Annotated in this window: 9 protein-coding genes; 5 read left to right on the top strand and 4 right to left on the bottom strand. The window is 69.2% G+C overall.

The features are described 5' to 3' along the window. Positions 1 to 7: 7 nt before the first annotated feature. Complete coding sequence (gene rfbB, locus AB0I81_RS61040) at positions 8 to 973, bottom strand: dTDP-glucose 4,6-dehydratase (protein WP_360679150.1); 966 nt, start codon at positions 971 to 973, stop codon at positions 8 to 10. 221 nt (positions 974 to 1,194) lie between these two features. Between rfbB and AB0I81_RS61035 the strand changes: the two genes are divergently transcribed. After that, entirely contained in the window at positions 1,195 to 2,424 is a 1,230-nt protein-coding gene (locus tag AB0I81_RS61035) for a class I SAM-dependent methyltransferase (protein WP_360679147.1), read from the top strand. A gap of 21 nt (positions 2,425 to 2,445) precedes the next feature. Further along, entirely contained in the window at positions 2,446 to 3,384 is a 939-nt protein-coding gene (locus AB0I81_RS61030) for an NAD-dependent epimerase/dehydratase family protein (protein WP_360679145.1), read from the top strand. A 64-nt stretch (positions 3,385 to 3,448) separates the two neighbouring features. On the opposite strand, the gene AB0I81_RS61025 is transcribed toward AB0I81_RS61030, so the two are convergent. Beyond that, on the bottom strand, positions 3,449 to 4,201 hold the full coding sequence (locus AB0I81_RS61025) for an alpha/beta fold hydrolase (protein ID WP_360679142.1): 753 nt from the start codon (positions 4,199 to 4,201) through the stop codon (positions 3,449 to 3,451). Positions 4,202 to 4,375: 174 nt separating this feature from the next. Here AB0I81_RS61025 and AB0I81_RS61020 point away from each other — a divergent pair, with 174 nt between their 5' ends. Beyond that, complete coding sequence (locus AB0I81_RS61020) at positions 4,376 to 5,356, top strand: ATP-binding cassette domain-containing protein (protein WP_360679139.1); 981 nt, start codon at positions 4,376 to 4,378, stop codon at positions 5,354 to 5,356. A gap of 3 nt (positions 5,357 to 5,359) precedes the next feature. Then, positions 5,360 to 6,127: an ABC transporter permease gene (locus tag AB0I81_RS61015; RefSeq protein ID WP_360679136.1), complete on the top strand. Its 768-nt coding sequence runs from the start codon at positions 5,360 to 5,362 to the stop codon at positions 6,125 to 6,127. 19 nt (positions 6,128 to 6,146) lie between these two features. Here the strand turns inward: AB0I81_RS61015 and AB0I81_RS61010 are convergent, their stop codons facing one another. Next, complete coding sequence (locus AB0I81_RS61010) at positions 6,147 to 7,088, bottom strand: enoyl-CoA hydratase/isomerase family protein (RefSeq protein ID WP_360679133.1); 942 nt, start codon at positions 7,086 to 7,088, stop codon at positions 6,147 to 6,149. 124 nt (positions 7,089 to 7,212) lie between these two features. Here AB0I81_RS61010 and AB0I81_RS61005 point away from each other — a divergent pair, with 124 nt between their 5' ends. Further along, a complete protein-coding gene (locus AB0I81_RS61005) occupies positions 7,213 to 7,989 on the top strand; it encodes an SDR family oxidoreductase (RefSeq protein ID WP_360679131.1) in 777 nt (258 codons plus the stop codon). Here AB0I81_RS61005 and AB0I81_RS61000 read toward each other — a convergent pair. Then, positions 7,955 to 12,649: an alpha/beta fold hydrolase gene (locus AB0I81_RS61000; protein ID WP_360679129.1), complete on the bottom strand. Its 4,695-nt coding sequence runs from the start codon at positions 12,647 to 12,649 to the stop codon at positions 7,955 to 7,957. The two genes, AB0I81_RS61005 and AB0I81_RS61000, sit on opposite strands and share 35 nt — an antisense overlap. Positions 12,650 to 12,680 lie beyond the last annotated feature (31 nt).

The raw sequence follows: 12,680 nt of genomic DNA, 5'->3' as shown, positions 1-12,680 counted from the left end.
GGCGCGGCTACCTCTCCAGGGACGCCCACCAGGATCGGTTCTCCCGGTACCAGGTGACGGCGTCCGCGAGACCTTCCCTGAAGTCGATCTCGGGCTCGAACCCGATCTCTTCGGTGATCTTGGTGTGGTCGAGTGAGTACCGCTGGTCCTGGGCCAGCCGGTCCGGCACATAGCGGACCCGGTCCCAGTCGGCCCCGGCCACTTCGAGCAGCAGGCCGGTCAGCTCCCGGTTCGTGAGCTCGATCCCCCCGCCGATGTTGTAGACCTCGCCGGCGCGGCCCTTGTCGAAGACGAGGGCGATGCCGCGGCTGTGGTCATCGACGTGCAGCCATTCGCGGACGGCGCCGCCGTCACCGTGCAGGGTGAGGTCGCGCCCCTGGATCAGGCGGGTGACGAAGCGGGGGATGATCTTCTCCGGGTGCTGGCGGGGGCCATAGTTGTTGGAGCACCGGGTGATCGACAGGTCCAGCCCGTACGTACGCCAGTGCGACCGGGCCAGGCAGTCGCTGGCCGCCTTCGTCGCGGAGTACGGATTGTTGGGTTCGAGCGGAAACCGTTCCGTCCACGACCCCTGCTCGATCGACCCGTACACCTCGTCCGTGGACACGTGCACGATGCGCTGGACCCCGCTCACCTTGCACTGTTCGAGAAGGCGGTGGGTGCCCATCACGTTGGCCCACACGAAGGGTTCGGCGTTGTGCACCGCCCTGTCCACGTGCGACTCGGCGGCGAAGTGCACGACCCCGTCGTGTCCGGGCAACAACTCGGCCAGTAACTCCCGGTCGCAGATGTCACCGCGCACGAAGGTCAGTTTCGGATGTGCCTCGGGCAGGTTCTCCCTCCTGCCGGCATAGGTCAGCTTGTCGAGAACGGTGATCCGGGTGTCCTCGTGGCCGGGGTATCGGCCGTCCAACATCGACCGTACGAAATGGGATCCGATGAACCCAGCTCCGCCAGTGACCAGGATTCGCATCTGCTACTCCTTCAGCCGCGCTGACCTGCCTCGCCTCTGGCGGACAACCCGGACGGAAACACAGTGTCGGCGATCATGTGATTCCCCAGCTCAGGGATACCGTTCAGGCGATTGTGCCGCAGCCAATCACGTATTTCCCTTAGTGTTCGCGGGCGTAAGCTCCGACCGCCGGTTGATCGAGGACGTGCCGGACCACACGATCGGTGGAGGAGAGAACGCTGATGGACACCACCAGCCGCTGCCTGGTGTGCGGGACCGACACCCTGGAACAGGTGCTCTCGCTCACCCCCACTCCGCCCGCCAACGACATCGCGCCCACGGCCGAGTCGGCCCGGGGGCAGCACCGCTACCCGCTGGACCTCGTACGCTGTGCCCGCTGCGGCCTGGTCCAGCTGGTGGACGTCGTGCCCCGCTCGGCGCTGTTCGCCGACTACCGCTACGCCACCGGCGCCGCGCCGGCCCTCGTCGACCACTGCCGTGAGCTGGCCACCCGGGTCACCGACCGGCTGGGGCTGGCCGCCGGGGCGAAGGTGGTCGAGATCGGCTCGAACGACGGCACCCAGCTGAGCTTCTTCGCCGAACGCGGCATGGACGTGCTCGGCGTCGACCCGGCGATCGAGCTGGGGACCTACGCGCAGGACCACGGAGTGCCGACGCTGACCACGCTCTTCGACGAGGAGACGGCCGAGAAGATCGTCAGTGACCTGGGGCCCGTGGACGCGGTGCTGGGCAGCAACGTGGTGGCCCATGTCAACGACGTGAGCGGGGTGCTGCGCGCGATCCGCCTGCTGCTCAAGCCGGGTGGTTGCGCCGTCATCGAGGTCGCGCACGTGCTGCCGATGGTCCGGCACGGCATCTTCGAGTTCATCTACCACGAGCACCTCTCGTACTTCTCCCTACATGTGCTGGTACGGGCGGCCGAGGCGAACGGCCTCGCGGTGTTCGACGCCGAGCTCATCCCGACGCAGGGCGGCTCGTTGCGCTGCTGGATCGGCCGCGACGACGACGCCCGCGCCACCACGGCCGAACTCGATCGCATCCTGCGGGCCGAGGCCGAGGCTGGGGTGCCCGACGGCAGCTTCCTGAACGGCTTCGCCGCCCGCATCGAGCGGGTCTGCACAACCCTCGGCGACGTACTGGGCGGTCTGTCGAAGACCGGCAGGCGGATCTGCGGGTACGGCGCGTCGGCGCGGGCCGTCACCCTGCTCTCCCAGGCCGGGGTGGGCGGCGAGATCGCCTGGATCGTCGATGACAACCCGCGCAAGGTGGGCAAGTTCACCCCGGGCGACGGCATCCCCATCATGGGCTCCGAGCGGCTGGCCGCGGACGCGGCCGACTACTGCGTGTTGTTCGCCTGGAACTTCGCCGCCGGCATCCGCGCCCGGTCCACGGCGTTCACGGCGGGCGGCGGCTCGTTCGTGGTGCCGTTCCCGGAGTTGTCCATCAGTTGAGCCGGTCAAGGAGGAGCTGACGTGCACGTCCTGGTCACCGGAGGTCTGGGGTATCTCGGCCGTGCGGTCACCCTGGATCTGCTCGCCGCCGGGCATCGGGTCACCGTCCTGACCCGGGGCCGCGTGGACGCGGCGCGGCCGGACGGCGTCGGCCTGGCGCAGGGTGATGTCCGCGACCGCGCCCGGATGCGGGACCTGTTCGCCGCCGGGCGCTTCGACGCGGTGTGCCACCTCGCCGCGGTCTCCCGAGGGCGGGACTCCTTCGCCGACCCGCTGACGTACTACGACGTCAATGTGGGCGGCACCCTCAACCTGCTGATGGCGCTGGAGAGCGTGCGCGGTTCGGCGTCGCCGGCGCGGTTCCTGTTCGCCTCCACCGACAAGATCTACGGCTCGCAGCGCGCCGGCGCCCTGGGCGAGGATCTGGCGCCCCAGCCGGAGAGCCCCTACGCGGCGTCGAAGGCCGGCGCGGAGCAGCTGGTCGCGGCGTACGCGGCCACCGGCGCGATCGGCGCGGTCACGCTGCGGTGCTTCAACGTCGCCGGGGTGGCCCATGGCCGCGCCGACACCGACGACGCGCGGATCATCCCGAACGTGCTGCGCGCGCTCACCGGCGAACTGCCGTGCATCACGCTCAACGGCGACGGGTCCGCGGTCCGGGACTTCGTACACATCCTGGACGTGGTGGCGGCGATGCGGCTGTCGCTCGCCGCCGTGGAGGTGGGTGAGAGCCGCGTCTACAACATCGGCAGCGGCGTCGGGTCCAGCATGGCGCAGGTGCTGGCGACGGCGGAGGCGGTGACCGGGCTCCCGGTGCCGGTCAGGAAGGCGCCGCCCAAGCGGGAACCGCAGGCCGTCACCGCCGACAACAGGCGCGCGGTGAAGGAGCTCGGCTGGCTTCCCGAACGATCGGACCTGGCCGGGATGATCGCCGAGGCCTGGCACGCCTGGCCCGCCTGAGGAAGCGGCCCCTGAGAAAGCGACCCCGCTCGGATGGCCTCGGGCCTCCGGGCGGGGTCGCTCGTTACGTTCCGAGTTCCCGGGCGATCTCCTCGTTCACCGCGTGCTGGTGCCGGGTGAGGAAGAAGTGGCCGCCGGAGAACACCTTGATGCGGAAGCCCCCTTCGGTGTGCCGCCGCCAGACCTCCGCCTCCTCGACCGTGGTCTTCGGGTCGGCGTCCCCGGTCAGCACGGTGATCGCGCCGCGCAGGACCCGCTCCGGATCCCCGCGGTAGGTCTCGATCGCCCGATAGTCGCCCCGGAGCGCGGGCAGCGCCATCCGGAGGATCTCCTCGTCGCCGAGCAGCCCGGCGTCCGTGCCGTTGAGCAGCTTGAGCTCGGCGATGATGCCGTCGTCGTCGCGCCGGTGCACCGACTCCTCCCGCCGGGTGGACGGGCCGCGGCGTCCCGAGGCGATCAGCGTGTGGGGCGCGTTGACGCCCTTGCGCTCAAGCCGGGCGGCCACCTCGAAGCCGAGCACCGCCCCCATGCTGTGGCCGAAGAAGACGGTCGGCTTCTCCGACAGTGCGATGAGCTCGTCCACGACCCGGTCCGCCAGGGTGCCGATGTCGGTGATGCACGGCTCACGCAGCCGATCCTGCCGCCCGGGGTACTGGATGGCCACCACATCGGCGCCCGGGGAGAACCTGACCGAGGTCGGGCGGAAGAAGCTGGCCGATCCGCCCGCGTGCGGGAAACACACCAGGCGCCTGGGCGCCCGCGCCGCCGGATGATAGCGACGGATCCATTCCGTGCTGACGTCGTCCGCGGTAGTCACGATCCGTTGGTCCCTTCATCGCGCCGAATTCCGCTCGGACCAGTGAATCCCGGCAATGACTCGTGAAACTACTAGAAGCCCCGTATATCGCCGTGCACCACAAACTCCGATGATTTCCCGGTTTTTCAGTACCTAGTGTCACTGCCAGCCACGTGCGACAAAAGGGGCATTTTCATGATCACGACATCTGGCCTGGCCCGCAGTTTCCAGGTGGAAGGCCGGCGGATCGAGGCGGTGCGGGATGTCGACATCGATGTGTCAGCGGGTGAGAGCGTCACGTTGCTCGGCCCCAACGGCGCCGGCAAGACGACCACGTTCCGCATGCTCACGACCCTGCTGCGGCCGACCTCCGGCACCGCCACCGTCGCGGGTCATGATCTGCTGAGCGATCCGACGGGCGTGCGCAGGCGCATCGGGTACGTCGCGCAGGGCGGCGGGACGGACGGTGAGCGCAGGGTCTTCGAAGAGATCGAACTGCAGGGCCGGCTGTACGGGTTGTCGAAGGGCGAGGCGCGGCGCCGTACCGGAGCGGTGATCGAGCAGCTTGAGCTGACGGGACTGGACAAGCGGCTGATCAGGACGCTGTCCGGCGGGCAGCGCCGCCGCCTGGACATCGCCCTCGGGCTGGTGCACGCGCCTCCCCTGGTGTTCCTCGACGAGCCGACGAGCGGGCTGGACCCGCAGAGCAGGGCGGCCCTGTGGAGACGCGTCCAGACGCTGCGCAGCGAGCTGGGCACCACCGTGTTCGTCACGACCCACTACCTGGAGGAGGCCGACGCTTACTCCGACCGGGTGCTCATCATCGACCACGGGCGGATCATCGCCGACGGCACTCCCGAATCCCTCAAGGCGAAGGTGGCCGGCCACCGGGTCGAGATCACGGTGCCGATGGACATGGTCCGGGCCGCGGTCGCCGTCGCGGAGGGCGTCACCGACGCGAGCGAGCCCGTCGTCGTGGGCGACAGCGTGCGCTTCCAGGTGCCGAAGGCCGACGTCGTGATACCCGAACTGATCCGCGCCCTGGACTTCGCCAGTGTGCCCACGAAGTCGGTCCAGGTCGTACGGCCGACCCTCGACGACATCTTCCTGCTGCTGACCGGGCGGAGCATCCGTGAGGACGCCGGCTCCGAGACGCCGACCCCCGATGGGATGTGACCCGTGATCCGCGACACAGCGCTGATCTTCCAGAGCCAGTTCGTCCTCGCCACCAGGTCCCTGCCGCGCATCGTCCTGGAGCTCGGTCAGCCCATCGCCTGGCTGCTGCTCTTCGCGCCGCTGATGGCCGGGGTCATGACGAACACGCCGGGCTTCCTGAGCGGCGACGCCTGGATGGTGCTGACCCCGGCCATCACGATCTACATGGTGCTGATGAGCAGCGCCTTCAGCGGGTACGCCCTCCTCGGCGACCTGGCGAACGGGGTGCTGGAGCGCATGCGGGTCACTCCGGCCAGCCGCACGGCGCTCCTGCTGGGCAGCGCCATGATGCGGATCGTCCAGACGACGGCCCAGAGCCTGACGGTGTTCGTGGTGGCCTGGATACTCTTCGACCTCCGGATCACCCTCGTCGGCACCCTGCTCACCCTGGCCGTCGGAGCACTGCTCACCCTCACGCTCACGGTCAGCTCGGTCACGCTGGCCCTGCTGACGAAGAGCGAACCGATCTTCACCACGGTGATCAGCACCTGCCTGCTGCCCCTGACGCTGCTGTCGGGCATCCTGATGCCGATCACTCCGGATCTGGCACCCCAGTGGCTCTACATCCTGTCCCGGTGCAACCCGCTGACCTGGGCCGCCGACCTCGCCAGGTACACCTTCATCGGTGAGTACGCCTTCCAGCCCGTGGTCATCGGCGGCGCCGTACTGGCGACGATCACCGTGCTGTCCCTGTGGTGGGGCACCCGCACCTTCAACCGGGAGATCCTCTGAGAGAGAGCCCTCTACGGCGTCAGCGGGCGTTCATGTCGAGCGCCGTGCCCTCGGTCCAGGGTTCCGGCTCGGTCAGGAACACCGAGTCGCCGTCGGTGCCGTCCTGCATCTGCGCCCAGCGCCGCATCGCGGCCTGGGTGACCGGTGACGACATGCTCATCAACGCGGTGACCGCCTCCTGGGTGAGGCTGGCCCTGGCCGAGGCGGAACAGGCATCGTTGAAGATCCGCTTCTGCAGGGCCACCGCCTTGCGCGGCCGTCTGGCGTAGCGTTCCGCCATCCCCCGTACCGTGTCCGGCAGGTCCTCCGCCGGCACCACCCGGTTCACCAGGCCCAGCTCCAGCGCCTCCCGCGGCGTGTAGAAGCGTGCTTCGAGCATCATCTCCAGGGCCCGCGACGGCCCGGCGAGCTGGATGAGCCGCTGCGCGCCCAGGGAGGTGGTCAGCCCCACCGACAGTTCGGGCAGGCCGAAACAGGCGTCGCGATCGTCCGACACGCGCAGGTCGAAGAAGACCGACATCTCCAGGCCACCGCCGCCGCACGGCCCGTTCACCGCGGCGATCCACACCGCCGGGGAGTACATCAGCCGCAGCGCCATGTCCTGAAAGCGCGCCATCGCGCGCAGCCCGGTCGTGACGGAGCGCGTGACCAGGCGTTCGGTCGCCCGCACCCCCCGGTACAGGCTCTGTGCGACCGTACGGGAGATCTCCGGGGTGCCGTCGAGCTGCGAGGACATCTGGGCGAGGTCGAAGTGCGTGATGAACCGGCCGGACCGCGCGCCGGTGACGACGACCGCGCCGACCGACTCGTCGTGCTCCACCGCCTCGACGAGCCGGACGAAGTCCTGCTGCATCGCCCTGGTCATGTAGTTGAACGGCGGGGCGTCCACCCGCGCCGTCAGCACCCGGCCCGACTGCTCAAGCCACAACGTGGACAGTTGGAGATCCACCGCGATGCCCATGGGCTGCCGACCCTTTCCCGCGCCGATACGACTGCCACAGTGAACCGCGGATGCGACTGGCAAAATCACCGGAAATGGGGCAGGACTGGGGTATCTCCTACGGCACAGCTCCTAGAGTCCCCCCATGCCTACCGCATTGGTGACAGGGGCCAGCGCCGGGCTCGGCGCCGCGTTCGCCCACCGGCTCGCGACCGACGGGCACGATCTGGTGATCGTCGCCCGCAGCGCCGCGCTGCTGGAGCAGTCGGCGGCCGAACTGCGCGAACAGCACGGCGTCCGGGTCGAGGTGCTGGTCGCCGACCTGGCCGACCCCCTTGAACGTGCCCGCGTGGAGTCGCGGCTCGCCGCCGAGAACGAGCCGATCGACCTGCTCGTCAACAACGCGGGGTTCAGCAACCACGGCGACTTCTGGATGACCGACCCGGACAAGCTCCAGTCGCAGCTGGACGTCAACGTCACCAGCGTGCTGCGGCTCACCCGGGCCGTGTTGCCCGGCATGCTCGCCCGCGGGCGCGGCGACGTGATCAACGTGTCCAGCGTGGCCGGGCTGCTGCCCGGGGACGGCCGGCTCTACAGCGCGGACAAGGCCTGGGTGACCTCGTTCTCCGAGACCACGGCGGCGCTGGTCGCCGGGAGCGGGGTGCGGATTCTGGGATTGTGCCCTGGTTTCATCCCTACGCAGTTCTTCGAGCGAGCCGGGGTCGACACCCGGGCGATACCGGCGGGAAGCTGGCTGGCGGCCGACCGCGTCGTGCACGACTGCCTGGCCGATCTGCGGTCCGGCCGGGTGCTGTCCGTGCCCGGCCGGAACAACAGGAGAACCGCGCGCCTGTTCCGGCTGATGCCGAGATCGCTCGCGCAACGCCTCATCTTTCAGTGGAACGCCCGTACCCGTGGCTGAGCCAGCCGTCGATCAGGCGGGCCGTCTCCTGCGCCTGCTCGGCGAGCATCGAGAAATGATCCGCCTCGATGGTGCGCACGGCATGTGACGGGTCGAACGGCGCCGCCCGCCAGTAGTCCGATTCGGGTTCGACGTCGGAGAATGGCACCGTGCACTGGACGAACAGCGCGGGCGCTTTCACGTCCGCCGGTTCGAGGTCGTGCATCAGGGCCGACCAATGTCCCATGGCCGACAGCCGCGCACTGCTGAACTCGCCGAAGACCGTCTCCATTCGCATGATGTGCCGCAGCACCTGCTCGGAAAGCATCAGCGAATCGCCACCCGCCCGGGGATGGAAGCTGTCCAGCAGCACCACCGCCTCCGGGGAGATCCCGGATTTCTCCAGCAGGCCGGCCGCGCCGTAAGCAAGAATTCCGCCGGCCGAATGGCCGACAAGGATGAACGGTTCGCCCTCGCCTGCCTGCACGACGCCTTCCGCGATGCTTTCCAGCGCGATCTCGGCCGTGCCGGGCAGGCCCTCGCCTGGGGCGTAGCCGGGCAGGGGAAGCGCCGAGACGTGCCGTTCCCCGCGGAAGTACGCGGCGAGCCGTGCGTATTGGTGTACGCCTCCGGTCACCGTTGACGAACTCACGCAGATCAGTCGCGGCCTGGTCGCGCCATCGGCCAGTGTCACCGGTCGGGGGATCACTGGTGTGTCGTATGTGGGCCGGGTCTTGGCCACGGCATACAACAATCCGAACGCTTCCTGTGCCTTCCCGGAACGGAGAGCGCCGCGGAACAACTCCGCCACGCTGTCATCCGCCTCCTGGCCCGCATTCGTCCCGATGACGAGCTCACGCCGCAGCCAGCGGGCCAGTCCTTCGGCATTCTTGTGCTCGAATATCTCCATCAGCGGGAATTGCCGGCCGACCGCTTTGGCCAGGGACATACGCAGTTTGCTCGCGGCCAGGGAGTCGAAGCCCAGCTCGAAGAAATCACGGTCGAGATCGACGGCCGAGGGGTCGGTGTGGCCGAGAATGGCGGCCGCGTGACGGCGTACGAGTTCTTGCAGCAGTTCGTGTTGTTGCGCTTCGCCGAGCCCGGCCAGCCGCTCCCGCACCGGGCCGGCCTCGGGTTGCGACGCGCGCCGCCGTGTCCGCCGGTCCCGTTCCTGGTCGCGGTCATCGCCGGGAGCGACTGCCGGGGCCGGGCCCAGTACCAGCGATTCCGCCGTCAGTACCGGCTCTCCGGCCGGATCCACCGCGACCAGCGACACCGTGTCGGTGCCGGTCCGGGTCATCCGCAGCCGCAGCGTTGACGCTCCGCTCGCATGCAGGCGCACCTTGCCCCAGGACGACGCCGACCGGTCGTCCCACGCTTCGTCCAGGCTGAGCGCGGCTGCCTGCGCCACCGCGTCCAGCAGCGCCGGATGCAGCCCGTACGAGGTCGCGTCGCGGGTTGTCTCCGGCAACGCGACCTCGGCGAACACCTCACCGCTCTCGGCCTCCAGGCGCTCCGCAACCCCGCCCCCGGTCGCCAGCACACCGGACGCGCACCGTACCCACGGCTCGTCATCGGCGGGCCGGGCATGAACGCCCACCGTACGCCGGCCCTCCTCATCCGGGCCGCCCACGACGACCCGCACCGTGACCGCGTCCTGCGCACCCAGCACCAGCGGAGCCATGAGCGTCAGCTCCTCCACCACGTCGCACCCGACCTGGTCACCCGCCCTGATCGCCATCTCCAGGAACCCTGCACTTGGGAAGATCACCTTGCCGGAGACCACGTGATCGGCCAACCAGGCATGCGACCGCAGGGACAGCCGGCCGGTCAGCACCACCCCGTCGGAATCGGGCAGATCCACCGCCGCGGCCAGCAGCGGGTGGTCCGCGGCTGCCAGCCCGGCCTCCGCCAGGTTCCCCGCCGCGAAGGCAGCCCCTTCCGGCCAGTAGCGCCGGCGCTGGAAGGCATAGGTGGGCAGGTCGATCCGGCGCCCGCCGGACGGCAGTACCGACCGCCAGTCAACCGGCACGCCGTGCACGTGCAGTTCGGCCAGCGCGGACATGACCGCGGACTCCTCGTCGCGGCCCTTACGCAACATCGGCACCACATCCACAGTGTCAGCCGCCATCGCGGTCAGCACCCCATCAGGACCCAGCTCCAGGTACGCCTCCACACCCTGGTCTTGGAGAGTGCGGATGGCGTCGGCGAACTGGACCGTGCCCCGCACCTGCTCCACCCAGTACTCCGGCGAGCACAACCGCTCGGTGGTCTCCCCGGTCAACGTGGACACGATCGGGATACGCGGCTCGTTGAAGGTCAGCGTCTCGGCCACGGCACGGAAGTCCTCCAGCATCGGATCCATCAACGGCGAATGGAACGCATGCGACACCCGCAACCGCCGCGACTTCACCCCGCGCGACTCCAGCACAGCCGCCACCGCAAGAACAGCCCGCTCATCCCCGGAAATCACCGTGGAGGCCGGACCATTCACCGCCGCCACCGCCACCTCACCGTGACGCCCGGCAGGCAGGCCAACACTCCCCTCCCCCAGCAGAGCAGCGACGTCGTCCTCGCCCAGCAGGGCGGTGACTTCCTCCTCGGCGGCCTGCACCGCCACCATTGCCCCACCCTCAGGAAGCGCCTGCATCAACCGCGCCCGAGCGGCCACCAGCGCACAGGCATCTTGAAGCGACAGCACCCCGGCCACATGCGCGGCGGTGATCTCCCCGACCGAGTGCCCGGCCAGCACGTCCGGACGCACACCCCAAGAGCACACCAGCCGGAACAGCGCCGTCTCCACCGCGAACAACGCCGGCTGCGCCCACCCCGTCCATTCCAACGCCTCCGCCTCGGCCGTCCCAGGCTCGGCAAAGAGCACCTCACGCAGCGACCCCTCCAGCAACGGATCCAGCTCCGCAATCACCTCATCCAGAGCCTCGGCGAACACCGGGAACCGCTCATACAGCTCCCGGCCCATCCCCGCCCGCTGACTCCCCTGACCGGTGAACAACACCGCCAGCTTCGGCTCAGCTTTGGCCACCCCACACTCCACACCCGCCCCCGGTAGATTCTCGGCCACCGCACCAAGACCAGCGAGTGCACCCTCACGATCGCCCGCCAGCACCACCGCACGATGCTCGAACACCGACCGCGTCGTGGCCAGCGAGAACGCCAGGTCGGCCACGGCCGTTTCGCTTGTGCCCTCCATCTGCTCCAGAAGGCGCGCCGCCTGCGCCCGCAATGCCTGAGCCGTCCTGGCCGAAACCAGCATCGGCACCACGCCTGGCTTCCGGTCCTGCGGAGCCTCCTCTGTCACGGGCCCTTGTTCCAGGATGACGTGCGCGTTGGTGCCACTGATCCCGAACGACGACACCCCGGCCCGCCACGGCCGACCGACCTCCGGCCACTCCACCGGCTCCGTGAGCAGCTCTATCGCACCCGAAGCCCAATCCACGTGTGACGACGGCTTGTCCACGTGCAGGGTCTTCGGCAGTACGCCGTGCCGCATCGCCATGATCATCTTGATCACACCCGCGACACCCGCGGCCGCCTGCGTATGACCGAGATTCGACTTGATCGCCCCCAGCAGCAGCGGCCGATCCACCGGACGGTCCTTTCCATAGGTGTCCAGCAGTGCCTGCGCCTCGATCGGGTCGCCCAGCGTCGTACCGGTGCCGTGCGCCTCGACCACGTCCACCTCGGCCGGCGACAAACCCGCGCTCACCAGCGCCTGGCAGATCACCCGCTCCTGCGAAGGACCGTTCGGCGCGGTCAACCCGTTCGACGCGCCATCCTGATTCACCGCCGAACCCCGCACCACCGCCAGCACCTGATGACCGTTGCGCCGCGCGTCCGACAACCGCTCCAGCACCAGTACGCCCACACCCTCGGACCAACTGGTGCCGTCGGCCGCATCGGCGAACGCCTTGCACCGGCCATCAGGCGACAACCCGCCTTGCAGGCTGAACCCGATAAATCCCATCGGCGACGCCATCACCGTGATCCCGCCGGCCAGCGCCAGCGAGCACTCACCCGACCGCAACGCCTGCGCCGCCAGGTGCATCGCGACCAGCGACGACGAACACGCCGTGTCCACCGTCAACGCCGGGCCCTCCAGCCCCAGCGTGTACGACAGCCGCCCCGACAACACACTGGCCGCCATCCCGGTAAGAGCGTGATCTTGTACGTCCGCCTGGGTGCTCATGGCCAGGCTCGCGTAGTCCTGGCCGTTGGTGCCCACGAACACCCCGGTCTGGCTGCCCTTCAGCGAGACCGGGTCGATCCCGGCCCGCTCGACCGCCTCCCAGGAGGTCTCCAGCAACAACCGCTGCTGCGGATCCATCGCCAGCGCCTCACGCGGCGAGATCCCGAAGAAGTCGGCGTCGAACTCCGCCGCATCGGACAGGAACCCGCCCCGGCACACGACACCCATCGCCGACATCGCTTCCAGGTCCCAGCCCCGGTCGGCCGGGAACGGCGAGATCGCGTCCTCGCCGTCGGCCAACAGCCGCCACAAGTCCTCAGGAGAGCCGACTCCGCCAGGGAAGCGACACGCCATCGACACGATCGCGATCGGCTCGTGCCTGCCCGACTCCACCTCTTCAAGCCGACGACGGGTCTCGTGCAGATCGGCGGTGACCCACTTCAGATACTCAACGAGCTTCCGATCCTCGGACATCAGAGTGTCCCCCCACAATGCTCAGAAGCGC

Origin of the sequence: Nonomuraea sp. NPDC050404, from assembly GCF_040655495.1 — a bacterium.
Classification (GTDB): Bacteria; Actinomycetota; Actinomycetes; order Streptosporangiales; family Streptosporangiaceae; genus Nonomuraea.
This window is presented reverse-complemented; position numbering and strand designations above follow the sequence as displayed.